This is a genomic window from Marinobacterium aestuariivivens, from assembly GCF_042661465.1.
Classification (GTDB): Bacteria; Pseudomonadota; Gammaproteobacteria; order Pseudomonadales; family Balneatricaceae; genus Marinobacterium_A; species Marinobacterium_A aestuariivivens.
On the sequence record NZ_JBHSWE010000001.1, the window covers coordinates 2,972,467 to 2,998,639 of the forward strand.

Annotated in this window: 17 protein-coding genes, 6 tRNA genes and 4 pseudogenes; 12 read left to right on the plus strand and 15 right to left on the minus strand. The window is 62.9% G+C overall.

Translation table 11 applies throughout. The features are described 5' to 3' along the window. Nucleotides 1-10: 10 nt before the first annotated feature. Together dctP and ACFQDL_RS15400 are read right to left on the minus strand one after the other, a co-directional pair. The gene (gene dctP, locus ACFQDL_RS15395; protein WP_379909816.1) at nucleotides 11-961 is read right to left on the minus strand and encodes a TRAP transporter substrate-binding protein DctP; all 951 of its coding nucleotides are present in this window, start codon (nucleotides 959-961) and stop codon (nucleotides 11-13) included. A gap of 431 nt (nucleotides 962-1,392) precedes the next feature. Beyond that, nucleotides 1,393-1,479: transfer RNA gene (locus ACFQDL_RS15400), tRNA-Leu, on the minus strand. Between the two features lie 126 nt (nucleotides 1,480-1,605). Between ACFQDL_RS15400 and queA the strand changes: the two genes are divergently transcribed. From queA to rnr, 6 genes are all read left to right on the plus strand, one after another. Further along, nucleotides 1,606-2,652: a tRNA preQ1(34) S-adenosylmethionine ribosyltransferase-isomerase QueA gene (gene queA, locus ACFQDL_RS15405; protein ID WP_379909817.1), complete on the plus strand. Its 1,047-nt coding sequence runs from the start codon at nucleotides 1,606-1,608 to the stop codon at nucleotides 2,650-2,652. 14 nt (nucleotides 2,653-2,666) lie between these two features. Further along, complete coding sequence (gene tgt / locus ACFQDL_RS15410; protein WP_379913107.1) at nucleotides 2,667-3,788, plus strand: tRNA guanosine(34) transglycosylase Tgt; 1,122 nt, start codon at nucleotides 2,667-2,669, stop codon at nucleotides 3,786-3,788. Between the two features lie 35 nt (nucleotides 3,789-3,823). After that, nucleotides 3,824-4,156, plus strand: a complete 333-nt coding sequence (yajC, locus tag ACFQDL_RS15415) for a preprotein translocase subunit YajC (protein ID WP_379909818.1) — start codon at nucleotides 3,824-3,826, stop codon at nucleotides 4,154-4,156. A gap of 116 nt (nucleotides 4,157-4,272) precedes the next feature. After that, the gene (gene secD / locus ACFQDL_RS15420; RefSeq protein WP_379913109.1) at nucleotides 4,273-6,129 is read left to right on the plus strand and encodes a protein translocase subunit SecD; all 1,857 of its coding nucleotides are present in this window, start codon (nucleotides 4,273-4,275) and stop codon (nucleotides 6,127-6,129) included. Between the two features lie 10 nt (nucleotides 6,130-6,139). Continuing rightward, complete coding sequence (gene secF / locus ACFQDL_RS15425; RefSeq protein ID WP_379909819.1) at nucleotides 6,140-7,063, plus strand: protein translocase subunit SecF; 924 nt, start codon at nucleotides 6,140-6,142, stop codon at nucleotides 7,061-7,063. 212 nt (nucleotides 7,064-7,275) lie between these two features. After that, on the plus strand, nucleotides 7,276-9,714 hold the full coding sequence (rnr, locus tag ACFQDL_RS15430; protein WP_379909820.1) for a ribonuclease R: 2,439 nt from the start codon (nucleotides 7,276-7,278) through the stop codon (nucleotides 9,712-9,714). A 200-nt stretch (nucleotides 9,715-9,914) separates the two neighbouring features. Here the strand turns inward: rnr and ACFQDL_RS15435 are convergent, their stop codons facing one another. Next, complete coding sequence (locus tag ACFQDL_RS15435) at nucleotides 9,915-11,261, minus strand: VTT domain-containing protein (RefSeq protein WP_379909821.1); 1,347 nt, start codon at nucleotides 11,259-11,261, stop codon at nucleotides 9,915-9,917. Nucleotides 11,262-11,379: 118 nt separating this feature from the next. Between ACFQDL_RS15435 and serB the strand changes: the two genes are divergently transcribed. Then, on the plus strand, nucleotides 11,380-12,603 hold the full coding sequence (gene serB, locus ACFQDL_RS15440; protein WP_379909822.1) for a phosphoserine phosphatase SerB: 1,224 nt from the start codon (nucleotides 11,380-11,382) through the stop codon (nucleotides 12,601-12,603). A gap of 90 nt (nucleotides 12,604-12,693) precedes the next feature. On the opposite strand, the gene ACFQDL_RS15445 is transcribed toward serB, so the two are convergent. From ACFQDL_RS15445 to ACFQDL_RS15500, 12 genes and pseudogenes are all read right to left on the minus strand, one after another. Then, nucleotides 12,694-14,826: an EAL domain-containing protein gene (locus tag ACFQDL_RS15445; RefSeq protein WP_379909823.1), complete on the minus strand. Its 2,133-nt coding sequence runs from the start codon at nucleotides 14,824-14,826 to the stop codon at nucleotides 12,694-12,696. Between the two features lie 128 nt (nucleotides 14,827-14,954). Continuing rightward, nucleotides 14,955-15,029, minus strand: a tRNA-Gln gene (locus tag ACFQDL_RS15450). A gap of 109 nt (nucleotides 15,030-15,138) precedes the next feature. Further along, nucleotides 15,139-15,215: transfer RNA gene (locus ACFQDL_RS15455), tRNA-Met, on the minus strand. Between the two features lie 7 nt (nucleotides 15,216-15,222). Continuing rightward, nucleotides 15,223-15,297: transfer RNA gene (locus tag ACFQDL_RS15460), tRNA-Gln, on the minus strand. 47 nt (nucleotides 15,298-15,344) lie between these two features. Further along, a tRNA-Met gene (locus tag ACFQDL_RS15465) sits at nucleotides 15,345-15,421 on the minus strand. Between the two features lie 193 nt (nucleotides 15,422-15,614). Next, nucleotides 15,615-16,703, minus strand: a pseudogene (gene ychF / locus ACFQDL_RS15470) (redox-regulated ATPase YchF). Between the two features lie 17 nt (nucleotides 16,704-16,720). Next, a pseudogene (gene pth, locus ACFQDL_RS15475) lies at nucleotides 16,721-17,307 on the minus strand (aminoacyl-tRNA hydrolase). A gap of 22 nt (nucleotides 17,308-17,329) precedes the next feature. Continuing rightward, the gene (locus tag ACFQDL_RS15480; protein WP_379909824.1) at nucleotides 17,330-17,929 is read right to left on the minus strand and encodes a 50S ribosomal protein L25/general stress protein Ctc; all 600 of its coding nucleotides are present in this window, start codon (nucleotides 17,927-17,929) and stop codon (nucleotides 17,330-17,332) included. A 120-nt stretch (nucleotides 17,930-18,049) separates the two neighbouring features. Next, a complete protein-coding gene (locus ACFQDL_RS15485) occupies nucleotides 18,050-18,991 on the minus strand; it encodes a ribose-phosphate pyrophosphokinase (RefSeq protein ID WP_379909825.1) in 942 nt (313 codons plus the stop codon). A gap of 67 nt (nucleotides 18,992-19,058) precedes the next feature. Further along, nucleotides 19,059-19,133 (minus strand) — tRNA-Gln (locus ACFQDL_RS15490). A gap of 84 nt (nucleotides 19,134-19,217) precedes the next feature. After that, nucleotides 19,218-19,835, minus strand: coding sequence for a lipoprotein insertase outer membrane protein LolB (gene lolB, locus ACFQDL_RS15495; RefSeq protein ID WP_379909826.1), 618 nt, complete (start codon nucleotides 19,833-19,835; stop codon nucleotides 19,218-19,220). Next, on the minus strand, nucleotides 19,835-21,538 hold the full coding sequence (locus ACFQDL_RS15500; protein ID WP_379909827.1) for a tetratricopeptide repeat protein: 1,704 nt from the start codon (nucleotides 21,536-21,538) through the stop codon (nucleotides 19,835-19,837). Before ACFQDL_RS15500 ends, lolB begins: the two co-directional genes overlap by 1 nt. 182 nt (nucleotides 21,539-21,720) lie before the next feature. On the opposite strand from ACFQDL_RS15500, the gene hemA reads away from it, so the two are divergent. From hemA to ACFQDL_RS15525, 5 genes and pseudogenes are all read left to right on the plus strand, one after another. Next, nucleotides 21,721-22,989 carry a glutamyl-tRNA reductase gene (gene hemA, locus ACFQDL_RS15505; protein WP_379909828.1) on the plus strand — a complete coding sequence of 423 codons (1,269 nt, stop codon included), beginning with the start codon at nucleotides 21,721-21,723 and terminating at the stop codon, nucleotides 22,987-22,989. Further along, nucleotides 22,990-24,077: pseudogene (gene prfA / locus ACFQDL_RS15510) on the plus strand (peptide chain release factor 1). A 3-nt stretch (nucleotides 24,078-24,080) separates the two neighbouring features. Further along, nucleotides 24,081-24,940: pseudogene (prmC, locus tag ACFQDL_RS15515) on the plus strand (peptide chain release factor N(5)-glutamine methyltransferase). Continuing rightward, nucleotides 24,927-25,685, plus strand: coding sequence for a molybdopterin-synthase adenylyltransferase MoeB (locus ACFQDL_RS15520; protein ID WP_379909829.1), 759 nt, complete (start codon nucleotides 24,927-24,929; stop codon nucleotides 25,683-25,685). The pseudogene prmC and the gene ACFQDL_RS15520 overlap by 14 nt, the downstream one beginning before the upstream one ends. Further along, the gene (locus ACFQDL_RS15525; RefSeq protein WP_379909830.1) at nucleotides 25,685-26,101 is read left to right on the plus strand and encodes a CoA-binding protein; all 417 of its coding nucleotides are present in this window, start codon (nucleotides 25,685-25,687) and stop codon (nucleotides 26,099-26,101) included. The genes ACFQDL_RS15520 and ACFQDL_RS15525 overlap by 1 nt, the downstream gene beginning before the upstream one ends. The last annotated feature ends 72 nt before the right edge of the window (nucleotides 26,102-26,173 follow it).

Consider the following 26,173-nt stretch of genomic DNA (forward strand, 5'->3'; position numbering starts at 1 on the left):
ATCCCTGTCATCAGGCTCTCCCGGTCGCCTTGGCGGCTTCCCTGAGAATCTCGATGGCCTTCTTGTTGCGCTCGGACTTGGCGGCTTCCTCTTCCCAGATGACCTGTGCGGCCTCGCGCAGGCGGGCCGAGTCTTCCGGCGGCAGGGCGCTCATCACGAAGTGTCCGGTGGTGGAGGCGTCGATGGAGCCGCTGACCATCCAGGTGTGCATCTTGCTTGCATGCTTGGCGTACGCCAGTTCGATGCACTTGCGCTGCTCTTCGGTCAGGCTGTTCCACTTGTCCAGGTTGACCAGGATCTGGTCGGTGTAGCCGGGGTTGACCATGTTGAGCGAGGTGTAGTGCTTGGCGGCTTCGTAGAGTTTCATCGACAGGTATTCGTTGGTGCCTGCGTAGATGACGCCGTCGATGGTGCCGGTGCTCAGGCCGACGTAGAGTTCGGAACCCGGCAGGAATACGGTCGGAATATCGAACTGCTCGAGAATCTTCGCGACACTGGGGGTGGCGCGGATCTTCATCTGCTTCAGGTCGTCCAGGCTCTTGACCGGCTCCTTGGTCAGCAGATCGAACGGACCGCCCATGATCGGGCCCAGGTAATGAACGTTGTGCTCCGCGTAGGCTTCACGGATCAGGCCGATCAGGCCCTTGGTGTCCATGATGTACATGGCTTCGTCGTAGTTGGTCCAGGCGCCGGGCAGACCCGCTTCGATGGACGCGATATCGAGCTGCCCCGGCCAGTAACCGGCATAACCCTGGCACATGTCGATGGTGCCCTTGCCGACGGCCTGGAACATTTCGGCGTCGGGTACCAGGGAGCTGCCGGTGTAACGGCGCACGCGCAGTTCCTCGTTGGACGAGATTTTCACGTCATCGGTAAAGGAGTCGAAGATCTCGTTGGCTTCCTTGCCCCAGTAGGTCTGCATGCGCAGGTTGGTGGCGGCCCTGGCAGAAGTGGCGCTCATGGCCAGGGGGCGGCGGCAAGTCCGGCTGCTGCAGTTTTGATCAGATCGCGTCTTTTCATGACTAGGGGATTCCCTTTTTTGGTTGTTATGGCTGGCACGACTGCTAATTGTTGGTTGTTAATTCGATCTGCGGCGTGTTGCTGTGCGACCCATGTCTGTCTGGCTGCGACACAGAACGGGTTTTACTGAAAAATAGATCCTCAGCGCCAAAAAGCCAGTGTCATGCGGTACTTTCCTTGTTGATCTGGCGCAATGCAATCTCTGGAAAGAGCCGAAACAGCAACCCTGTTGCCGGACTTGCGGAGCCGCCCTTGTGTGGGCGCGGCGCGGCATTTTCATTCAGGGCACATACCGATTTCCGCCGGGCGCGAAGTCCGGGCTGGCGCCAAAACGAAAAAAGCCCGCCCCGGGAAGGGCAGGCTTTTCGTATCTGGTACCAGTGGCCGGACTCGAACCGGCACGCTTTTAAGGGCGGGGGATTTTGAATCCCCTGTGTCTACCAATTCCACCACACTGGCAAAAGTGAAGCCGTATTATAGGTAGCTTTGTGACAGCGTCAATCGCGAAAGTGCACAGCGACTGAAAAAAGCGCCGGATTCGGTTACAATCCGCAGCCTTCCTTTTCAACTCTTGCAAGTATTCTGATGCAGGTAAAAGACTTTAGTTTCGAACTGCCGGAAGAGCTGATCGCGCGCTATCCGCTGGAACGGCGTTCGGCCAGCCGGCTGCTGTGCCTGAACGGCGACAGCGGCGCCATCGCGCACCACCGGTTCAGTGATATTCTCGAGCTGCTCGAGCCCGGCGATCTGCTGGTGTTCAACGATACCCGGGTGATTCCGGCACGGCTGTTCGGCGAGAAAGCCAGCGGCGGCAAGGTCGAGGTACTGATCGAGCGGGTACTCGACGGTGCGCACGCACTGGCGCATGTGCGTGCCAGTCGGTCGCCGAAGCCGGGTACGACGCTGCGCCTCGAGGGCGCTGTCGAGGCCCGGGTGACCGGACGCCGGGACAATCTGTTCGAACTCGAGTTCGAGGTCGATCGCCATCTCGTCGAGGTGCTGGAGCAGCATGGCCATATGCCGTTGCCGCCGTACATGAAGCGCGACGATCAGCTGTCGGACCGGGAGCGTTATCAGACGGTCTACAACCGCAAGCCGGGCGCGGTCGCCGCGCCGACCGCAGGGCTGCACTTCGACCAGGAGTTGCTGGCGCGGCTCGAGGAGAAGGGGGTCCGCAAGGCGTTCGTCACGCTGCACGTCGGCGCCGGTACCTTCCAGCCGGTCAAGGTGGAGCAGGTCCAGGAGCACCGCATGCACGCCGAGTATATCGAGGTCGGCGAGGATGTGTGCGAAGCGGTGCGCGAGACCCGGGCCCGCGGCGGCCGGGTGGTGGCGGTCGGTACCACCAGCGTGCGCTGTCTGGAAACCGCCAGCCGCGACGGCGAGATCCGGCCCTACAGCGGCGATACCGATATTTTCATCTACCCCGGTTACCAATACCGCCAGGTGGATGCGCTGATTACCAATTTTCACCTGCCTGAATCGACGCTGCTGATGCTGGTCAGTGCCTTCGCCGGTTTCGACCATATCCAGCAGGCCTATCGCGAGGCGGTTGCCGAACGCTACCGCTTCTTCAGTTACGGTGATGCCATGTTTCTGACCCGCCGGCGCGGGTGTCTGGAGGACAAGTGAGCAGAACCTGTTTCATGCAATTCGAGCAACTGGCCAGCGACGGCAAGGCCCGTCGTGGCCGGCTGAGTTTTCCGCGCGGTCAGGTGGAGACCCCGGCTTTCATGCCGGTCGGCACCTATGGCACGGTCAAGGGCATGCTGCCGCGCGACGTCGAGGCGACCGGTGCCCAGATCATTCTCGGCAACACCTTTCATCTGATGCTGCGACCGGGTACCGAGATTATCGGCCTGCATGGCGACCTGCATGATTTCATGCAGTGGCAGGGGCCGATCCTGACCGATTCCGGCGGCTTCCAGGTGTTCAGCCTCGGGCAGATGCGCAAGATCACCGAAAAGGGCGTCTCCTTCCGCTCGCCGGTCGACGGCAGCAAGGTATTCATCGATCCGGAGAAGTCGATGGAGGTGCAACGCGAGCTGGGCTCCGATATCGTCATGATCTTCGACGAGTGCACGCCCTATCCGGCGACCGAGATGGAGGCGGCGGACTCGATGAGGCTGTCGCTGCGCTGGGCCAAAAGATCCAGGGCGGCCCACGGCGACAGCCCGTCGGCCCTGTTCGGCATCGTTCAGGGCGGCATGTACGAGCACCTGCGTGACGAGTCCCTCGAGGGCCTGACCGATATCGGCTTCGATGGGTATGCCATCGGCGGCCTGTCGGTGGGCGAACCGAAGGAGGACATGATCCGCGTCCTGGACCATCTGGCCTGGAAGATGCCGGAGGACAAGCCCCGTTATCTGATGGGCGTGGGCCGGCCGGAAGACCTGGTCGAAGGGGTGCGTCGAGGTGTCGACATGTTCGACTGCGTGATGCCGACCCGCAATGCCCGCAACGGCTTCCTCTTTACCACCAACGGGGTCGTCAAGATCCGCAATGCGGTGAACAAGACCGATACCCGGCCGCTGGATGAAAACTGCGACTGCTACTGCTGCCGCAACTTCAGCCGGGCCTATCTGCACCACCTCGACAAGTGCAACGAGATTCTCGGTTCGCAGCTCAACACCATCCACAATCTGCACTATTACCAGGTGCTGATGGCCGGTTTGCGCGAGGCAATCGAACAGGGTAAATTGTCCGCCTTTGTCGATGACTTTTATGCTAGGCGGGGCCTTGAAACGCCGCCGCTTGCCACCATTTAAGATAGAGCTTTCAAACACTCAAGGAGTAAAGCCACATGAGCTTTCTGATCTCTTCGGCCCAGGCCGCAGAACCGGCTGCCGGCGCCATGGATCCGGGTATCTTCAACATCCTGTTCCTGGTCGGCTTCGGTCTGATCTTCTATTTCTTCATGTGGCGGCCGCAGGCCAAGCGGGCCAAGGATCACAAGAACCTGATCAGCAGCCTGTCCAAGGGTGACGAAGTCCTGACCGCCGGCGGCATCATCGGCAAGGTCGTCAAGGTCAGCGACGACTACGTGGTCCTGGAAGTCTGCGAAGGCACCCAGCTCAACTTCCAGAAGGCTCATGTGGCGGCGGCCCTGCCCAAGGGCACGATCAAAAGCATTTAAGCCGGCCGGATGGAAAACGCCACTGTTCGAGTGGCGTTTTTATTTATGGACAGGAAGTAATGTCTGTCGCGGACGCCAAGAAGCGCGGGCGCGGCAATGAACCAACAGGGCACCCTATGCTCAATCGCTATCCTCTGTGGAAAAACCTGCTGATCCTGCTGTTGCTGGGTCTGGGGCTGCTGTATGCAGCGCCCAATATCTATCCTGACGATTATGCAATCCAGCTCTCGGGTACCCGCGAGGCCTACCAGGTCGACGCGCCATTGCTCGAGCGGGTATCGGCGGCGTTGGATCGCGAGGGGATTGCCAACAAGGGGGTCGAGGTCGACGAAAGCGGCAACGGCCTGATCCGTTTCGCCGACGGCGAGTCGCAGCTGCGGGCGAAGCCCGTGATCTCGAAGCTGCTGGGCGAGCAGTACGTGGTGGCGATGAACCTGGCGCCGACCACGCCCGACTGGCTCACATCGATTGGGGCCGGCCCCATGAAACTGGGTCTCGATCTGCGTGGCGGCGTGCACTTCCTGCTCGAGGTCGACACCGTTCAGGCCGTGGGGCAGCGCCTTGACGTCTATGTCTCCGAGATCAAGACCAAGCTGCGCCAGGAGAAACTTCGCTACCGGCTGGTCGATCACCGTGCCGACGGCAGCCTGGAGGTGAAGTTCGCCGACGAGGCCGTACGCGACGAAGCGCTCAGCCTGCTGCGCAAGGATTATCCGGAATTCCTGATCACCGCGGAAAGGGCCGACGACGCCTTCTTCCTGGTGATCAACCTGACCGAGCAGAGCATCCGCGAGATCGAGGACTATGCGGTCAAGCAGAACCTCACCACGCTGCGTAATCGAGTCAACGAACTCGGGGTGGCGGAGCCGCTGGTGCAGCGCCAGGGCCGCAATCGCATCGTGGTGCAGCTGCCGGGGGTGCAGGACGCCGCGGCGGCCAAGCGCATTATCGGCAAGACCGCGAACCTGGAGTTCCGCCTCGAGGCGACGCCGAACGCGGCGGCCGGCTCCACCGAAACCTACGAGTTCCGCAGCGAGCCGGGCCGCAAGGCCGCCCTGGAGCGCGATATCATCATTACCGGTTCCAGCGTCGCCAACGCCCAGGCCGCGTTCGACGAGAACGGCATGCCGCAGGTCTCGATCACCCTCGATGCCAAGGGTGGCCAGATGATGGCGCGGGTGACCCGCAACGCGATACAGCGGCGCATGGCGGTGCTCTTCGTCGAGCACAAGAGCCGTACCCTGACCGAAACGGTCGACGGCGTGCCGCAGGAGCGGCGCATTCCCTATGTCGAGAAGCGGATCATCTCGCTGGCGACCATCCAGTCGCAGCTGGGCTCTCAGTTCCGCATCACCGGCCTCGAGAGCTCGACCGAGTCGTCGGAGCTGGCGTTGCTGCTGCGTGCCGGTGCCCTGGCGGCACCGATCTACTTCGTCGAGGAACGCAGCATCGGCCCGAGTCTCGGTGCCGAGAACATCGAACTGGGCGTGATGTCGGTCAAGATCGGTTTCGCCCTGGTACTGGTGTTCATGGCGCTGTACTACCGTATCTTCGGTCTGCTGGCGAACGTCGCCCTGACGCTGAACCTGGTGTTGCTGGTGGCGGTCATGTCGCTGCTGTCGGCGACCCTGACGCTGCCCGGCATCGCCGGTATCGTACTGACGGTGGGCATGGCGGTGGATGCGAACGTGCTGATCTTCTCGCGTATCCGCGAGGAGCTCAAGAACGGCATGCCCGCGCAGTCGGCGATCAACGCCGGCTTCGGACGCGCCTTTACCACCATCCTGGATGCCAACGTGACCACCCTGATAGCGGCGCTGATCCTCTTCGCGATGGGCACGGGCCCGGTCAAGGGCTTCGCCGTCACGCTGTCGGTCGGCATCATCACCTCGATGTTCACGGCCATTCTGGTCACGCGGGCGCTGGTCAATCTGATATACGGCGGGCGCAAGCTCAACCGGCTGGCGATCTGAGGAGGCGATCATGGCTAAGCAGGAAAAAGTGCTCAATTTCATGGGCCTGGGCAAGGCGGCGCTGGCGGTATCGGCGCTGCTGTTGCTGATCTCGATCGGTTCGCTGGCGACCCAGGGGCTCAAGCTGGGCCTCGATTTCACCGGCGGCAGCCTGGTGGAGGTGGGGTATCAGCAGGACGCGGATCTGGGCAAGATTCGCCAGACGCTGACGGATGCCGGCTACCAGGACGTCGTCGTGCAGAATTTCGGTGCGCCGACCGATGTGCTGATCCGTCTCGGCGAAACCCACGACCCGAAACTGGGCGACAATGTTCTCGCGGCACTGCAGGACACCGAAACCCAGCAGCTGGAACTGCGCCGCAATGAATATGTCGGCGCCCAGGTTGGCGAAGAGCTGCGCGAGCAGGGCGGGCTCGGCATGCTGCTGGCGCTGTTCATGATCATGGTGTATATCGCCTTCCGCTTCCAGTTCAAGTTCTCGATCGGTTCGGTCGCGGCGCTGGCGCATGATGTCATCATCACCCTGGGCTTTTTCTCGGTTTTCGGTATCGAGTTCGATCTCACGGTGCTGGCGGCGGTACTGGCGGTGATCGGATATTCGCTCAACGACACCATCGTGGTGTTCGACCGCATCCGCGAGAATTTCCGCATCGTGCGCAAAGGGGAGCCGGTCGAGATCGTCAACCTGTCGCTGACCCAGACCCTGAGCCGTACCCTGATGACCTCGCTGACCACCCTGCTGGTGGTGCTGGCGCTGGCCATCTTCGGCGGGGAAATCATACACGGCTTTGCCGTGGCGCTGCTGGTCGGGATCGTAGTGGGCACTTACTCGTCCATCTATGTCGCGGCCAATATCATGCTGATGCTGGGCGTCAGTCGCGATGACCTGATTCCGCCGCCGAAGGAAGACGAAGCGGTCGACGAAATGCCTTAGTACGCGAAAAAGCCGGCTTTTCAGCCGGTTTTTTCGTAGCAGGCAGGTTGGAATGAGCGAAGCGAATTCCGACGCTTGTGTAAAGCCGGCACGATGCCGTGACGCTGGATTTCGGGACCCGGAATTCGCTCCGCTCATTCCAGGCTACGGCAGGCGCCCTGCGGCAATCACATCTATTATGTTTCAGTAAAATGGAACAAGCTGGGAAATCAATGAGTAAAGATTGGATCAAGCGTGATCCCCAGGCTGCGGCCGAGGCGGAGAAATATGGCAACCCGGTGCCGAGCCGGGATTTTATCCTGGAATTCCTGCAGGAGTGGGGCGCGCCGATCAGTCACGGGCGTCTCTGTCGTGAGCTGGGTATCGAGGACGAGGACAGTCTCGAAGGCGTCTCGCGACGTCTGAAGGCCATGTGTCGTGACGGTCAGCTGATGAGCAACCGTCGCAACGAGTACGGCATCATCAAGAAGATGGACCTGATTCCCGGCCGGGTGATCGGTCATCGGGACGGCTTCGGATTCGTCACCCCCGATGCCGGCGGCGACGACCTCTTCATCAGTCCGCGCCAGATGCGTCAGGTGTTCGACGGCGACCGCGTACTGGTGCAGGAAGTCAGCATCGACTACCGCGGCCGGCGCGAAGGCAAGATTATCGAGGTGCTGGAGCGCAGTACCAAAACCCTGGTCGGACGCTACAAGTCCCAGGGCGATTTCGGTTACCTGATCCCGGAAAACCAGCGCATCACCCAGGACATCATGGTGGTGCCGGACCCGTCCAGCAAGATCAAGTACCGCGACGGTCAACTGGTCATCGTCGAGTTGCAGCAGCAGCCCGGCAAGCGGCAGATGCCCCAGGGGCATGTGATCGAGGTGCTCGGCGATCACATGGCGCCGGGCATGGAGATCAAGGTCGCTATCCACAACTACGAGATTCCCAGTGAATGGCCCGATGCGGTGCGTCAGGAGATTGGCAGTCTCTCTCCGGAGGTCGAGGAGTCCGCCAAGCGTAACCGTGTCGACCTGCGCAAGCTGCCGCTGGTCACCATCGATGGCGAGGACGCCAAGGACTTCGACGATGCCGTCTATGCCGAGCGCAAGCGCAGTGGCGGCTGGCGTCTCTGGGTCGCCATCGCCGATGTCTCCTGGTATGTCCGTCCCGGCACCGGGCTGGATACCGAAGCGCTGAGTCGCGGCAACTCGGTCTATTTCCCCGAATACGTCGTGCCGATGCTGCCGGAACTGCTGTCCAATGGCCTCTGCTCGCTGAATCCCAGTGTCGATCGTCTGGCGATGGTCTGCGAAATGACCATCAGCAGCAGCGGCAAGCTGTCGGGCTATCGCTTCTACGAGGCGGTGATCCAGTCCCATGCGCGCCTGACCTACAACAAGGTCGGCACCATGCTGATGCAGCCGAAAAGCCCCGAAGCCAAGGCGCTGCGCAACGAGTATGCGAACGTCGTACCGCACCTCGAGGATCTATACAGCCTCTTCTTCGCATTGCGCAAGGCGCGGGAGGAGCGCGGCGCGATCGATTTCGAGACTACCGAGACCCGGATCCTGTTCTCCGATCAGCGCAAGATCGATGAGATCGTGCCGGTCGAGCGTAACGACGCCCATAAGCTGATCGAGGAGTGCATGCTCTGCGCCAACGTCGCGACAGCGCGCTTCCTCGAGAAACTCAAGCTGCCGGCGCTGTACCGCATCCACGAGGGGCCCAAGGAGGAGAAGCTGCAGAACCTGCGCTCCTACCTCGGCGAGCTGGGGCTGGCGCTGGGCGGCGGCGCGAAGCCGGAGCCGTCCGACTACCAGACCCTGGCAAAGTCGATCGAGGGGCGCCCGGATCAGCATATCATCGAAACCATGATGCTGCGTTCGATGCGCCAGGCGGTTTACAGCCCCGACAACGTCGGTCATTTCGGGCTGGCGTTCCCGGCCTATACCCACTTCACTTCGCCAATCCGCCGTTACCCCGACCTGCTGGTGCATCGGGCGATCCGTGCGGCGATCCATGCCGAGAGCGATCGAGGCTTCCTCGAACGACTCAAGTCCGCTTTCCGCGGCGGTTCCGACAAGACGATCCAGCGTCCGGAGCGGTTCGAGGCCAATCCCGCGTTTCGCTACAAGTACTCGCTGGAGCAGATGCTGCAGTTCGGCGAGCATTGCTCGATGACCGAGCGCCGCGCCGACGACGCCACCCGGGATGTGATGTCCTGGCTCAAGTGCGAATACATGCAGAGCGAGGTCGGTGGCGAGTTCGACGGCGTGATTGCGGCGGTGACCGGTTTCGGTGTCTTCGTCGAGCTGACCTCGGTCTATGTCGAGGGGCTGATCCATGTGACCGCGCTGCCGTCGGATTACTACCATTTCGATGTCGCCAAGCAGCGTCTGGTGGGCGAGCGCACGCGCAAGACCTTCAAGCTCGGCGATCAGTTGCGGGTCAAAGTGATGCGGGTCGACCTGGACGAGCGCAAGATCGACTTCGAACTGGTGGAGCAGGTCAAGTCTGCTCGTCGCAAGAGCACCCGTCAGCGCCTGGCGGAAGGCTCGGTGGGTGGCGAGGGCGAGGCGGCGCCGAAGCGCAAGAAGCGTTCCGGCAGTCGCGGTGGCCGCTCGGGCGGCAAGAGCAAGCCTGCCCGCGCCGCACGGTCGTAGGTTGGGTAGGGGGCCGCGTAACGCACCAAGTCGTGTGCAGCCCGACCCCACGAATATCGGAATGCGTAGCCCCGGCGCTCGCCGGGGTTTCGTCTATACGTAGGGTCGTTAGCGGCGCAAGCCTCTAGACGTCGGTGTCCCTAAGTATGGTAGGGCGCGCGTAACGCACCAAGTTGGGCGCAGCCCGACCCGGCAGCCGTTTACGACACCGCGTATCGCGCCAGATCCGCCCCATAACGCCAGGCGGTGAGAGCCGCCAGCAACAGCGCGACTGCCAGGCAGATCAGGCCGGTGTCCCGGCCGTCCAGTGGCTGGCGGCCGCGCTCAGGGCGCAGCAGCCAGAGCCTCAGGGCGGCGGCGGCCATCATCCCCTCGCACCAGGCCGCCAGCACGTCCAGTGGCCAGTGGGCGCCCACCAGGATGCGCGATAGACCGATCGTCAGCACCGGCAGCAGGGCCAGCAGGTAGTAGATCCTGCGCAGCCGTACCGGATGTCCCGTCGCGAGCAGTACTGCCAGCATTGCGAAAAAGGCGAAGCTGCCGCTGCTGTGGCCGCTGGGAAAGCTCGGGTCGGCAAGTACCGGGGCACTGTCGGGACGCTCGATCTGCAGCAGCCATTTCAGTGATGCATTCAGTGCCAGCGTCAGCATCAGCAGGCACAGCAGGCGCCAGCCATCGCCGGATCGGCGTATCCCCTGCAACCCCAGCGCCAGCAGCAGGGCCGCTGCCAGCAGGCTGCGGCCATCGCCCATCGAGGTCACCAGCACCCAGAAGGGACGCGCACCGGCGGCCGCCTGCAACAGCAGCTGTTGCAGGTGCTGGTTCCACGGCTGTGCCAGCCCCAGGCTCTGTATCAGTGCCAGGCCGGTCAGGCCGGCGCTGGCCGAGGCCAGCAGCAGCAGGGCGGCGAGGCGTTCCGGTTTCAGGCCCAGGGTGCGGGCGCCCCAGCGCGCCAGCGGCTGTCCCGGCTGCAGGTGCTGGTGCAGGGTGGTGGCGACCAGCAGCAGCAGCACCAGGCCGAGGGCGGGATAGAAGAGCGCCTGCCAGTGCCCCAGGAGCTCGTCGGCCGAGCGCCCGATCAGAAAGCCTGGCAGGACATAGGCAGGGGCCCAGCCGAGCGCCGACAGGACGTTGAAGGTGAAATAGCGCCTGGCCGGCATCTCGAAGGTGCCGGCAACGAAGGGCATCACCGGCCGGATCGGTCCGATAAAGCGTCCCAGAACGATGCTCAGCGGCCCATAGCGGCGAAAGAAGCGCTCGCCGCGTGCGTGCCAGTGGGGATGGGCATTGAAGGGCCAGTGCTGCCGCAGCCAAGTGTCGGCATGGCGGCCGAGCAGGTAGCTCAGACCGTCACCGGTGACAGCGCCAACGAAGGCCGCAAGCAGCAACGGCGGCAGACTCATACCCTGCTCGCCGGCGGCCAGCGCCAGTGCGAACAGCAGTGCCACGCCGGGAATCAGGATACCGATGAAGGCCAGGGATTCGCACAGGGCAACGGTGCCGGCGATAAACAGCAGGGCGGGCTGTGACAGCAGTGCCAGGTCCATAGTGGTGCGTCCTCTGATCCCTGCCAGGTGCCGGCGTGGCGTCGATGGGTTAATATATTCCGCCCGATAGTATCCCGTGTCCGCCGCGCCTGTGAAGGCGCCCAGAATGGAACCCGCCGTGAAAGAAATAATCCTGATGACCGTCTCCGGTACCGACAAGCCGGGCGTGACCTCTGCCATGAGTGCCATACTGGCACGCTACAAGATCAATATACTCGATATCGGCCAGGCGGTGATTCACAACACCCTGTCACTGGGAATGCTGATCGAAGTGCCGCAGGCTGCCGAGTCGTCGCCGGTGTTGCGGGACCTGCTGTTCAAGGCGCACGAGCTGCAGATGACCGTCCGCTTCGAACCGGTCGAGGAGCAGGCGTACGAGTCCTGGGTCGGGGTCCAGGGCAAGTCGCGTCATATCATCACGCTGCTGGCGCGCCGCATCACCTCTGAACATATCGCCCGGGTTACCGAGATCGCCGCCAGTCACGATCTCAACATCGACAGCATCAATCGCCTCTCGGGGCGTATCTCGCTGCGCGAACAGTCCGGGGCCAATGATCGGGCCAAGGCCTGCGTCGAGTTTTCGGTCCGCGGGGTGCCGCGGGACAACAGGGTGCTGCGTGAGGAGTTCCTGCATGCAGCCAGCGAGCTCGACGTCGACATCGCTTTCCAGGAAGACAATATCTACCGCCGCAACCGTCGTCTGGTGGTATTCGACATGGACTCGACCCTGATCGAGGCCGAGGTCATCGACGAGCTGGCGAAGGAGGCCGGCGTCGGCGACCAGGTCGTGGCGATCACCGAAGCGGCGATGCGCGGCGAGATCGACTTCGACGAGAGCTTCCGCCGCCGCGTGGCGCTGCTCAAGGGGCTGGATGCATCGGTGCTCGAGCGTATCGCCGAGCGCCTGCCGCTGACCGAGGGGGCCGAGGCCCTGGTCTCCAACCTGCGGGCGCTGGGTTTCAAGACCGCGATCCTTTCCGGCGGCTTCACCTATTTCGCCAACCGCCTGCAACAGAAGCTCGGTTTCGACTACGTTCATGCCAACGAGCTGGATATCGTCGACGGCAAGGTGACCGGCGAGGTCAGGGGGAGCATTGTCAATGGCCAGCGCAAGGCCGAACTGCTGCGCGAGATCGCGGAAAAGGAAGGCGTGAAGCTGGAGCAGACCATCGCCGTCGGCGATGGCGCCAATGACCTGCCGATGCTCGGTATCGCGGGCCTGGGTATTGCCTTTCGCGCCAAGCCGCTGGTGCGCCAGAGCGCCCGTCACGCGATCTCGACCCTCGGTCTCGACGGCATTCTCTACCTGATCGGCTTCCGCGACCGCGATACGATCGTGTGACTGTGGGAGCGGCTTCAGCCGCTCCCACAGTCATCTGGTAAAACGGCTTCCCCTCGGAAGCCGTTTTTTATTTCGCCGGCGCTTAAAAGCTCAATGCTCGAAAAAGTCGTAATCCATGCGTTCGCGGGGCGGCTGCAGGTAGTAGCCCTGGATGAAGTTGACGCCCGATTTCCACAGCTTGCTCATTACCTTGGTGCCTTCGACCAGTGGGGCGATGGTCACCTTGTCCATGCCGTTGAGCTGTTCCACCATGCGGCTGAAGCTCTTGTCATGGGCCTGGCCGCTGGCCAGGTCCTGAACATAGGAGCCGTCGATCTTGATATAGTCGGCCGGGATCGCCTTGATCACCTCCTTGTAGCTGGTGGAGGTGCCGAAATGCTTGATGCAGACATGGCCGTGCATCTCCTGAACGGCGCGGGCGAATTCGGTTGCGGCGGGCAGCTGTGAGGAAATGTCCGTCTCGCTGAGCTGAAAGACGATGCGGTCGGCCGGAAGGCGGAATTCGCGCAGTGTCTCCGAAAGCCAGCCGACCAGCTCCTTGTCCTTCAGCGTACTGCCGGTAATGGTGATAAACAGCCGGTTGCGCTTGCCCTTCTCGAGTTCGTCGCGCAGTTCGCGCAGGCTTTCCTGAATGACCCAGCGGTCCATCTGCTGGCTCAGCTCGGCATGATCGACGGTGGCGAGGAAGATATTGGGAGAGATCTCGCGACTCTCCGGGTCCAGCAGGCGCAGCAGCACCTCGTAATGATTGATGTCGGTTTCGGAGTGCAGCGCTACAACGGGCTGGAACAGCAGACGGAAGCGCTGGGCCTTGATGGCGTCGCGCAGCATGCGAGCGGTCTTGGTATCGCTGGCTTTCTGCACTTCCACCGTGTAGAGCTTGACGCCGTTGCCGCCGCCCTGGCGGCCGCGCAGGCTCTCGGCCGCCATGCGTGCCCGGGACACCAGTTCCTCGGGGCGTGGCGCATTGTCGTTGATGGTGGTGACGCCGATCGAGCAGGTCACATGGAGCAGCGTGTTGTTGACGGTGGTGGTGTTGTCGGCAATGGCTTCGCAGAGTTTCCTCGCCAGCCTGATCGACTTGTCCGGGCTCGGGTCGCGGAAAATGACGACGAAGATGTCGTCGCTCGGACGGGCGATCAGGTGGGCCCGGTTGATGTGCCTGCGCAGGATGTCGGCGATATCCCGCGCAACCTGATCGCAGCCCTCGAAGCCGATTTCCGAACGGATGATGTTGTACTGGTCGATGCTGACATACAGCAGGTTGCAGTCGTGGCCCCCGTCAAGCGCATGCTGAATCACCTCGTCGAGGCTGTGCTGCAGGAACTGGCGGTTATAGAGGCCGGTGACCAGGTCCTGCTGGGCGGCCTGCTGCAGCTCGCGGAACTGCCGGTCCGGGCGGATCGTCAGCAGCACGCAGCTGCGGTCTTCGAATCGGGCTTCCTGCATCTCGAGATTGGCCACGAAGTTGCTGCCGTCGGCGCGCTCGGCCGACAGTTGCATCAGCATGTCCTTGCGCCGGGCCTCCTTGAAGGCCTGTAGCTGCTCGTTGAGCTCGTCGCGGTCTTCCGAGATCACCAGCTGTTCGAACGGCAGGTTGGTCAGTGCACTGCTGTTGTCGTATCCGAACAGGTGGCAGAAACAGGGGTTGGCATAGAAAATCCTGTCGCCCTCGAGACAGGCGATGCCATGGCTGGACACTTCCATCAGTTGCTGGCAGCGCCGCTCGGCATCGGCCAGGCGCGACTCGGCCAGGCGCAGCAGGCGACGGGTTTCCAGGCTTTCAAGCTCCTGCTGCAGCGTCAGCAGGAGCAGTTCGTTGTCCTGCTTGCCGATAACGGCGCGCATGCCCTCCTTGAGGCCTTTCACCCTGCGAGCGCAATCGACCTCGTCGGTCAGCTGGATAACCGGGATATCCTTGTCGAGGCGCGTCAGGTGATGCAGCACGCGACTGTTCTTGAGCTCGCCTTCGTTGGGCGAGCAGATGATCAGGTCCCAGGATCTTTCGCTCAGGGCCTCGAGGAAGTCGCGTTCCTGCTCGATCTGGCGGCCGCGCGGAGCCAGGCGGGCGGTGCGCAGCAGTGATATGATCGGATCGGTGTCCTGCGGGCTCAGGCCGAGAAACAGAATATGGACGTTCTTGCGCAGGCGACGGCGTTCGCTGCCTTCGGCCGCTACAATGGGCGTATCGCTCGTACTGCTCAATTCATTCGAGTCGGACATCTGAGGCTTCCAGTAACCGTCTAACCATTGGCCGGGTTCTGGAAAGTGTAGCGGGTTTGCCTGGGGCTGTCAGGAGATCAGAAGCGGGGGAGGATACTTTCAGTGTGACGCTTGCGGCTGCAGGAAAATGGCTGGGGTAGGAGGATTCGAACCTCCGCATGCTGGAATCAGAATCCAGTGCCTTACCGCTTGGCGATACCCCAGTAGACGAACTGAAAGCTTTCAGCTTCGCTGGAATGGTGGCCGATACGCCGGGATTCCCGAAGCTTCAGATTGTTCGAATATGCATCCCAACAACCGGTTCTTTCAGAATGGTGGCAATGGCGGGACTCGAACCTGCGACCCACGCATTATGAATGCGTTGCTCTAACCAACTGAGCTACATTGCCACGATGTTGGCAGGGGTAGGAGGATTCGAACCTCCGCATGACGGGATCAAAACCCGTTGCCTTACCGCTTGGCTATACCCCTGCATTTCGACAAAACGAGCATCCGGAATCGATATGAAAACCCGGAAATGGTGGCAATGGCGGGACTCGAACCTGCGACCCACGCATTATGAATGCGTTGCTCTAACCAACTGAGCTACATTGCCTTGCCCTGTCGAGGTCGCGAATTATTCTCTGTTTTTGCTTTGCTGTCAACAGCTTGGCCGGAAAAAGTCTCGCGCGAATCGCTTATTGCCAAGATGGCCGGTCAAGTCGCCGGTTCGTCCGGAGACGGGCCTCCCACTAAGGTGGGAGGCCCGTTGTAACCCTGTGGAGCCCGCTCCGCGGGCGAAGCATTTATCAGACGTTGAAGCGGAAGTGGATGACGTCGCCGTCCTTGACGATGTATTCCTTGCCTTCGAGACGCCACTTGCCGGCTTCCTTGGCGCCCTGCTCGCCGTTGTAGGTGACGAAGTCTTCGTACCCGATGACTTCGGCGCGGATGAAGCCCTTTTCGAAATCGGTGTGGATCACGCCGGCGGCCTGGGGGCGGTGGCGCCGACCTTGACGGTCCAGGCGCGGACTTCCTTGACTCCGGCCGTGAAGTAGGTCTGCAGGCCCAGCAGGTTGTAGCCGGCACGGATCACGCGGTCGAGGCCCGGCTCTTCCATGCCCAGGTCCTGCAGGAACTCGGCGTTCCTCATCGTCGAGTTCGACGATTTCGGACTCCAGCTTGTTGCAGATCGCGACGATCTCGGCGCCTTCGGCGGCCGCCAGTTTGCGAACCTGATCCAGGTAGGGGTTGTCCTCGAAACCGTCCTCGGCGACGTTGGCAATATAGAGGGTCGGCTTGGTGGTCAGCAGATGGAAGCTGCGCACCAGTTTGCGCTCGTCGTCGTCCAGTGCCAGCGAGCGGACCGGATGGCCTTCGCTCAGGTGCGGCAGCAGCTTTTCGAGCAGCGCCTTGGCGCGGATGGCATCCTTGTCGCCGCCCTTGGCGGTACGGGTCACGCGCTGCAGCTGCTTCTCGACCGAGTCGAGATCCGCCATCGCCAGTTCCAGGTTGATGGTTTCGATATCCTCGAGCGGATGAATGCGGTTGGCGACGTGGATGACGTTCTCATCCTCGAAGCAGCGCACGACATGGGCAATGGCATCGGTTTCGCGGATGTTGGCCAGGAACTTGTTGCCCAGGCCCTCGCCCTTGGAAGCGCCGGCGACCAGGCCTGCGATATCGACGAACTCCATGGTGGTCGGGATCACCCGTTCAGGCTTGACGATCTCGGCGAGCCGGTCGAGGCGCGGGTCCGGCATCGGGACCACGCCCGCATTGGGCTCGATGGTGCAGAACGGGAAGTTCTCGGCGTCGATTCCCGCCTTGGTCAGTGCATTGAACAGGGTGGACTTGCCCACGTTGGGCAGGCCGACGATACCGCATTTGAAACCCATGATGGTGGTCCTGTCGATTAAGCTTGGAAACTGTGCAGCCCGTTCATTGCCCGGGCCCATTCGCCGGCGACGGCATCGTCCAGGTAGCGCAGGGCTTCGTCGCTGGCGGCGAGGGTCTTGTCCCGCTCGCCGGACGGCGCCTTTTTCAGCACGAAGGCGCTGACCTGGCTGCTGTGGCCAGGGTGGCCGATTCCGAGACGCAGACGGTAGAAATTCTTCTCATTCCCGAGCCGGGTGATGATGTCGCGCAGACCGTTGTGACCGCCATGGCCGCCGCCGCGCTTGAAGCGGGCTACGCCGGGGGCAGGTCGAGTTCGTCGTGGGCAACCAGGATGGCTTCGACGGGAATCTTGTAGAAAGTCGCCAGAGCCGCAACGGCCTGACCACTCAAATTCATGAAGGTATGGGGGATCAGCAGGTGGATCGGCCGACCGTCGACGACGATCTTGCCGTACTGTCCCTGGAACTTGCGTTCCGGTATCAGCTTGCAGCTGTGCCGGGCAGCGAGCTGCTCGACGAAATCGGCGCCGGCATTATGGCGGGTCTGATGATACTTGTCGCCCGGATTTCCGAGCCCGACGATCAACTGGATCCTGTCATTCATGCCGGCGCCTCAGGCTGTTGCCTTACTTGCCGGCTTTGGCGCCGCGCGGAGCGTAGACGTAACCGATACCCTGGTCGTGGTCTTCGCCGCGACGCAGAGCGACGATTTCGACACCTTCCGGCAGGCTGATGTCGGACAGGTGGAGAACCTGGCCGGCTTCGGCGTTGGTCAGGTCGACGCTCAGGCCTTCCGGCAGCTGGTCGGCACGGCAGAGGATCTCGGCGGTGTTCTTCTCAACGGCGAACTTGGCAGCGGCCTTGGAGGCAGCGGACTTTTCGAAGTTGACGAACTGCAGCGGCACGGTGATGCGGATCTTGCTATCGTCGGTGACGCGCTGGAAGTCGGCGTGCAGGACAACCGGCTTGGACGGGTGGCGCTGCAGGTCACGGATGATGACTTTCTGCTCGGCGCCGTTCAGCTTCAGCGTCAGGATGGACGAGAAGAACGACTGGTCGTCCAGCTGCTTGTACAGCTCGTTGGCGGAGACGGCGATGGATACCGGGTTCTTGTCTTCGGCACCGCCGTAGACGACGCCCGGAATCTGACGCTGAGCACGCAGGCGGCGGCTCGCACCTTTCCCCTGGTCCTCGCGGGATACAGCTTCGATTACAAAGTTGGTCATGATGTTTCCTTCAATAAATAAAAGCTGCAACACCTCGCGACCAAGGTCTTGCAGCAGTGCGGTGCCCTTGTGGGCTGTAACACCGTCGCATCCGCGGCGGTGCGGTTCAGGCGGTTCCGCTTAGCGGAACATCGCGCTGATGGATTCTTCGTTGCAGACGCGGCGCACCGCCTCCGCCAGCATCGGCGCAAGGGTCAGCTGGCGCACTTTCGGGCAGTTCCTGGCGGCGTCGGACAGCGGGATGGTGTCGGTGACGACCAGTTCGTCCAGTTCGCTGCCGGTCAGATTCTGTACCGCCGGACCGGACAGAACCGGGTGGGTGGCGTAGGCGTAAACCTTGGCGGCACCGTTCTGTTTCAGCGCCTTGGCGGCCTTGCACAGGGTGCCGGCGGTATCGCACATGTCGTCGACCAGGATGCAGGTGCGGCCTTCGACGTCACCGATGATGTTCATCACCTGGGATTCGTTGGCGCGCTCGCGGCGCTTGTCGATGATCGCCAGGTCGCAGTCGAGCTGCTTGGCGATGGCGCGGGCTCGGACCACGCCGCCGACGTCCGGCGAGACCACCATGACATTCTCGTACTGCTGGTCGATGATGTCGTCGAGCAGGACCGGAGAGCCGTAGACGTTGTCCACCGGCGTGTCGAAGAAGCCCTGGATCTGGTCGGCGTGCAGGTCCACCGTCAGGACGCGGTCGATGCCGACGGCCGAGATCATGTCGGCGACGACACGGGCGCTGATGGCGACACGGGCGGAACGGGGGCGGCGGTCCTGGCGGGCGTAGCCGAAGTAGGGCACAACCGCGGTAATGCGGGTGGCCGAGGCCCGGCGCAGGGCATCTGCCAGCACGATCAACTCCATCAGGTTGTCGTTGGTCGGAGCACAGGTCGACTGGATGATGAAGACATCCTTGCCGCGCACGTTTTCCTGGATTTCTACGCTCACTTCGCCGTCGCTGAATCGGCCGACCTGGGCCTTGCCCATCGGGATGTCGAGGCGCTCGACGACTTTCTGAGCGAGTTCCGGGTTCGCGTTGCCGGTGAAGACCATCATTCTAGACACGGCGAGCACCTTCTCGGTAGGTTCGGAGTTGGAATTCGTATCTGACAGGGAGTAATTCATGAGCAAATGGCTGGGGTAGGAGGATTCGAACCTCCGCATGCTGGAATCAGAATCCAGTGCCTTACCGCTTGGCGATACCCCAGTATCTCTCCTTTTGGAGGTTTGCCTCCCGAAAGAAGGCGCATATTCTGCAAAAACAGAAACCCCAGGTCAACCCTGAAATGGCTCAAAGGGGCTTGCTTTGCGATTCTGTCGCCGAGGACAGCTCCCAGTCCTTGATAATTACCGTGATGGTGAGATCGGCGCGCCGCAGCCGAATCCGTTCGGGGAGACCGGGGTCGCCCTGCTGCGAATAGCCCGAATAATGGATCAACCATCCGCCCTGTTCAAGGGTTTCCAGGCGATTTTCCCGGAACCCGGGGCTGTAGGGGAGTCCCGGTGCCGGCAGACCGCGGACCCAGTAGGTGGCCTGCTGTACCGGGAAGCTCCAGCCGAGCAGCTCCTGCAGCAGCCCCTCCGGGCTCGAGGCCCGGTAGCGCCCCTCGCCGGCCACGTCGATGATGACGCCCTGGTCCGAACCTTCGATCAGGGCGCCGCCCTGACCGAGCGGGCCGCTGATAAGGATGCGGTAGTCGCCCGGGCGCTGCTGCCACTGCAGCCGTGCCGAATGGCTGTCTTGACCGGTGCGGATGCCTATCTTGCCGTCCAGCGCCCAGGTTTCGAGGGCCAGGGCCCGGCGCTGGTAGTCTTCCCAGCTGCCGCTGCCGGGCATGGGCGTCTGCGGCTTGAAGGTGCTGCAGCCGGCCAGTATCAGCGCCAGCATCAGGGTGCAGCCGAGGCGCATCAGGGCATCCCCACCGCATTCACCGCTTCGCGCAGGTGCTCGTTCTGTGGATCTTCGCTCAGGTGCTGTTCCAGCAGTTCCCGCGCCCGGTTCTGCTGGCCGTCGGCCCAGTAGGCGCGGATCAGGTGGCTGGCGACCTCGGGGTCCGGGTAGCTGTCATAGGCCTGCTGCAGATAGCGGATGGCTTCCGGATAACGCTCCAGCTTGAACAGTATCCAGCCCATCGAGTCGAGGATCGCCGGGTCGTCGGGTTTCAGCTCCAGGGCCTGGGCGATCAGCCGGTAGGCTTCGTCGTAACGCTCGGTATGGATCGTCAGGGTATAACCCAGGGCGTTCAGGGCACTGGCATTATCCGGTTCCAGTTCCAGCACCTGGCGCAGATCCCTTTCCATCTGTGCGAAGTTGTCCGGTTCGATGAGCATCGCCCGGGTATATAGAAGGGCGACGTCATTGCCGAGCTCGTCGATCGCCTGGTCCAGCAGGCTCAGCGCGTCGTCGCGCTGGTCGTGCAGGTTGAGCCATTCGGCTTCGAGGTTGTAGAGACGCGCGGCAAGTTCCGGGAAGCGGGCGCGGGCATCCTCGAGCACCAGTTCGATGCGTGCACGGTCCTCGTCTCGATCGAGCAGGCTCAGGGTGCGGGCATAGGACTGGAACAGATTGGGGCCTTCCTCGACCCGCCCGTAATGCTCGATGGCCTGCTCGTTGCGCCCCTGGGTCTGGGCGATATAGCCCAGGTAGAAGTGCGGTGCGGTATTTTCGGGGTCGTTTTCGACCAGCGTCTCCAGCACCCTGCGGCTGTCGTTGAGGCGGTCGTTTTCCAGCATCAGCAGTGCCAGGTAGTAGTGCAGCTGGTTGTCGTCGGGAAAGCGCAGCGTCAGATTGCGTGCCGCGCGCACACCCGCGTCCATGGCGTCGCTCTGGAACAGCAGCTGCACATGGAGGACCTGGACCTGGCGGTTGTCACCCAGCGTCTGCTGATAGGGGCGAATCAGCGCCAGGGCCTCACGGCTGCGATCGCTGAGCCGCAGCAGTTCGGCCTTGAGCATCACGGCATCGAGGTTGTCCGGATTGAGCTCCAGGGCGCGGTCGAAATCGGCCAGCGCCTCGTCGGTTCTGTCCAGCTGCTTGAGCAGCTGGCCGCGGGTCAGCAGCAGGTTGCCGTCATTGGGTGTTTTGGCGAGCTGGCGGCCGATCATCTCGATATAGCCTTCGAGCTCCGCCGGCGCCATATTGCCGGCCTGCCCACTGAGCAGTGCCAGCGCCTGACGGCTGTCGGCGGCCATTGCCTGCTCCATCAGCGGCAGTGCGGCCTCGAAATCGCCCTGGTGCAGCAGCAGCCCGGCGGCCAGCTGGTAGGGCTCCGGGTTGTCCGGCTGGCTTTCGAGCCAGAGCCGGGCGGCGATCAGCATTTCGTCCGGACGCTGCAGGTACTGGGCGATACGGGTGGCTCTTTCGGCCACGGCGGGGTCCCCGGTCAGGCGTGCCTGCTCCAGGTAGATCTCCAGCGCCAGGTCGAACTGGCGCCGCTGACCGGCGATCTCGGCCCGCAGCAGTTCGTAGAGGGACTCGCGGTTGAATTCCCCGGGAATCTGCTGCACCGGCTCCTGTGCCACGGGCGCTGCGTTTTCGGTGGGGGTGGGTTGAGAGCTGCAGCCCGCTACGAGCAGGGTGCCGAGCAAAGTGCCGAACAGAGTCTTGTTCATGGGGCTAACGGTCGATCCCTCAGGTTATTCAGGTCACTATAGAGCAGGGCGCGGGGGATTGTCATGCGTCCGTTGGGCCGGCCCGGCGGCGGAAAGTTCCGGCCATCCGGTTTTCTGTTTGGTGTAAAGAAGGTGTATGATTACGCGCCTGATTAATCCCGCAGAGGTTGTGCGACATCTCCATGGCTCTACTGGCGCTAGGTATCAACCACAAGACCGCACCGCTCGAAGTGCGTGAAAAAGTGGCTTTCACGCCGGAGCAGCTGGTCGATGCCCTGGAGCGTGCCCGTGTCTCGGTGCGACTGCGGGAAATGGCGATTCTGTCGACCTGCAACCGCACGGAACTCTATTGCAGCACCGACCTCGAGGGCTCCCGCGCCCTGCTCGAATGGCTCGGTCAGTATCACCGGCTCGACCCGTCGCTGTTGCAGCAGTGCTCCTACATGTACTGGGACAACGCGGCGGCGCGTCACATGATGCGGGTGGCCAGCGGGCTGGATTCGCTGGTGCTCGGGGAGCCGCAGATACTCGGTCAGCTGAAATCCGCCTATGCGCTGTCGCAGGAGCACGGGCTGGTCGGTGCCGAGCTGGGCCGGCTGTTCCAGCAGACCTTCGCCATTGCCAAGCAGGTACGCACCGATACCGCCATCGGTCAGAACCCCGTCTCCGTGGCCTATGCCGCCGTCAGCCTGGCGCAGCATATCTTCTCGGACCTGCGCCAGAGCCGCGCGCTGCTGATCGGCGCCGGTGAAACCATCGAGCTGGTGGCGCGGCATCTGAAGCAGGCGGGCGTGCAGTCGATGACGGTCGCCAACCGTACGCTTGGGCGGGGCCTCGCACTGGCCGAGTCGGTCGGCGGCAAGGCGATACTGCTCGGAGACATTCCGCAGGCGCTGGTCGAGAGCGATATCGTGATCGCCTCCACGGCGAGCCAGTTGCCGATTCTGGGCAAGGGGGCGGTCGAGGCGGCGTTGAAAAAGCGCAAGCACAGGCCCATCTTCATGGTCGACATCGCCGTGCCGCGGGATATCGAGCCCCAGGTCGGCGAGCTGGATGACGTCTATCTCTACAGCGTCGACGACCTGCAGGAGGTGATCGAGGAGAACCAGCGCTCACGCGAGAGCGCGGCCCTCGAGGCCGAGGCGATCATCGAGACGGGTGCCGATACCTTTATGCGGCAACTGCGCGAGCTGGGAGCGGTCGATACCCTGACGGCGCTGCGCGGCCAGGCCGAAGCGCAGCGGGACGAAGCCCTGGAGCAGGCGCTGAAGCTGCTGCGCAACGGCAAGCCGGCGGAAGAGGTGCTGGCATTGCTGGCAAACCGCCTGACCAACAAGATGCTGCATACGCCGACGATTCAGTTGCGCAAGGCCAGTGCCGACGGCCGCGCGGAACTGATTCAGCTGGTGCAGGAACTCTATCAGCTTACCGATACGGCTGGACCCGAATAAATGAAAGCTTCAATCCGTCAAAAACTGGAGCGGCTCGCGGACCGTTACGAAGAAGTGTCGGCGCTGCTGAGCGATGCCGAGACCATCGCCGATCAGAACCGCTTCCGCGACCTGTCGCGCGAATATGCAGAACTGGAGCCGGTGGTACAGTGCTTCACGGCCTATCGCGGCGCGCTCGACGATCTCGCCGAAGCCGAGCTGATGCTCGAGGACAGCGATCCCGAGATGCGGGAGATGGCCCGCGACGAGATCGACGGCGCCCGTGCCCGTATCGAGCAGCTGGAGGCCGAGCTGCAGATTCTGCTGCTGCCGAAGGATCCGAACGATGCCCGCAACGTCTTTCTCGAAGTCCGCGCCGGTACCGGCGGTGACGAGGCGGCGATCTTCGCCGGCGACCTGTTCCGGATGTATTCCCGCTATGCCGAGCAGCAGGGTTGGCGCATCGAGGTGATCAGCGCCAGCGAGGGCGAGCATGGCGGCTACAAGGAGATCATCACCCGGGTCGCGGGCCAGGACGTCTACTCGAGGCTCAAGTTCGAGTCCGGCGCGCACCGGGTGCAGCGGGTGCCGGAAACCGAATCCCAGGGCGCATCCATACCTCGGCCTGTACCGTGGCGGTGATGCCCGAAATGGACGAGGTCGCCGAGATCGCCATCAACAAGGCCGATCTGCGCATCGATACCTTCCGCGCCTCCGGCGCCGGCGGCCAGCACGTCAACAAGACCGATTCGGCGATCCGCATCACCCATATACCCACGGGCGTGGTGGTCGAATGCCAGGACGAGCGTTCCCAGCACAAGAACCGCGCCCGGGCGATGTCGCTGCTCGCGGCACGACTGCAGGCGGCCGAGCAAGAGCGTCACGCGGCGCAGCAGGCCAGCACCCGCAAGAGTCTGGTTGGCAGCGGCGACCGCTCCGAGCGCATCCGTACCTACAACTATCCCCAGGGACGGGTCACCGATCATCGCATCAACCTGACGCTGTACAAGCTGCAGGAAGTGATGGCCGGCGAACTGGGCGCCGTGATCGAGCCGCTGCGGGTGGAATACCAGACCGAGCAGCTCGGTGCCCTCTCGGACGAGCCCTGACCGATGAACATCGCCCAGGCGCTGGTCAGGGCCAGCGAGCTCGCGGCCAGCGACAGCCCGCGGCTGGATATCGAGCTGTTGCTCTGCCATCTGCTCGGCTGCGGCCGTACCTATCTGTTCATGCATCCTGAGCGGGCGCTCGACGAGACCCAGGCCGCGCAATTCGAGGTTCTGCTGGCGCGGCGCCAGGCCGGCGAACCGGTGGCACATTTAACGGGCCGCCGCGGCTTCTGGACCCTGGACCTCGAGGTCAGCCCGGCGACCCTGATACCAAGACCCGATACCGAGACCCTGGTAGAGCAGGCGCTGGCGCTGCTGCCCGACGGTGACTGCCGGGTCGCGGATCTGGGTACCGGCTCCGGCGCCATTGCACTGGCGCTGGCCAGTGAAAGGCCGGGCTGGACGGTGTCCGGCTGCGATCGCATCGCCGCTGCGGTGGCGCTGGCCGAGCGCAACCGTGCCCGGCTCGGCATCGCCAACGCGCGTTTCGTCCAGGGCAGCTGGTTCGAACCGCTGGACGGGCGCTTCGCGATGATCGTCAGCAATCCGCCCTATATCGACCCCGACGACCCCCATCTGGAACAGGGGGATGTGCGCTTCGAGCCCCGCAGTGCGCTGGTGGCCGACGATCGCGGGCTGGCGGATATCGCGTCGATCGCGCGCCGGCGCCGGGGCATTTGCTGCCGGGCGGCTGGCTGCTGTTCGAACACGGTTATGATCAGGGCGAGGCGGTGCGCAACCTGCTGGCCGGCCTCGGTTATGACGATGTCGAGACGCTGCAGGATCTCGGCGGCCGGGATCGTGTGACCCGCGCCCGCCGCCCCCATTCATCCGACGAGGAGAGCGCCCATGCTGAGCGATGAACAGCTGCTGCGTTACAGCCGGCAGATCATGCTGCCTGAGGTGGAAATCGACGGGCAGGAGGCCTGGCTGAAGTCCCGGGTGCTGATCATCGGTCTCGGTGGTCTCGGCAGCCCGGTGGCCATGTACCTGGCGGCCGCCGGGGTCGGCGAGCTGGTGCTGGTCGATGACGACGATGTCGATCTGAGCAATCTGCAACGGCAGATCATTCACCATAGCGGGCGCATCGGTTCGCCGAAGGTGGAGTCGGCCCGCGAAACCCTGACGGCACTAAATCCCGAAGTCGGGATCCAAACACTGTACGAGCGACTCTCGTCGCAGGGGCTGGATGAGCTGGTCGAGACCGTTGATCTGGTGGTCGATTGCAGCGACAACTTCAGTACCCGATTCGCCATCAACCGTGCCTGTTTCAGGCATGGCCGTCCACTGGTCTCGGGCGCCGCCATCCGGCTCGAAGGTCAGGTGGCGGTGTACGACCCCCGCCAGCCGGAATCCCCCTGCTATCAGTGCCTCTACCGCGAAGGCGAGGAGGAGAGCCTCACCTGCTCGGAGTCGGGCGTACTGGCGCCGCTGGTGGGCATCATCGGTTCGGTGCAGGCGATGGAAGCGCTGAAGGTCCTGGCCGGCATCGGCAAGCCCCTGGTCGGACGGCTGCAGCTGCTGGACGCCCACAGCATGGACTGGCGCACCTTGAAATTGAAGAAAGATCCCTCATGTCCGGTATGCAGTACCGTCGACAAGGAGTAATGGTTTTGAGCAACGATAAGATCATTCGCGATATCCTTGTGAACAGCAAGACGATCGCCCTGGTGGGCGCCAGCCCGCGTCCGCACCGGGCCAGCCATCAGGTGATGGGTTACCTGCTGGCCAAGGGGTATCGCGTGATCCCGGTGAACCCCAATGAGGCGGGCTCCACCATCCATGGTCAGACGGTCCGGGCTTCGCTGGCGGAGATCGACGAACCGATCGACCTGGTCGATATCTTCCGCAATTCCGTCGGTGCCGGCGACGCCGTCGACGACGCCATCGCAGCCCATGCCAAGGCGGTCTGGATGCAACTGGGCGTCATCAACGAACCGGCGGCCGAGCGCGCCGAAGCGGCGGGCATGGAAGTGGTGATGGACCGCTGTCCGGCTCTGGAAATTCCGCGTCTGGGGCTCTGAGGCCGCAGACGGAAGTTTTGCTGTCAGTCGTACAAGTTCATTGAATTTTGCTGTGAAAACGCCGCTTTTTGA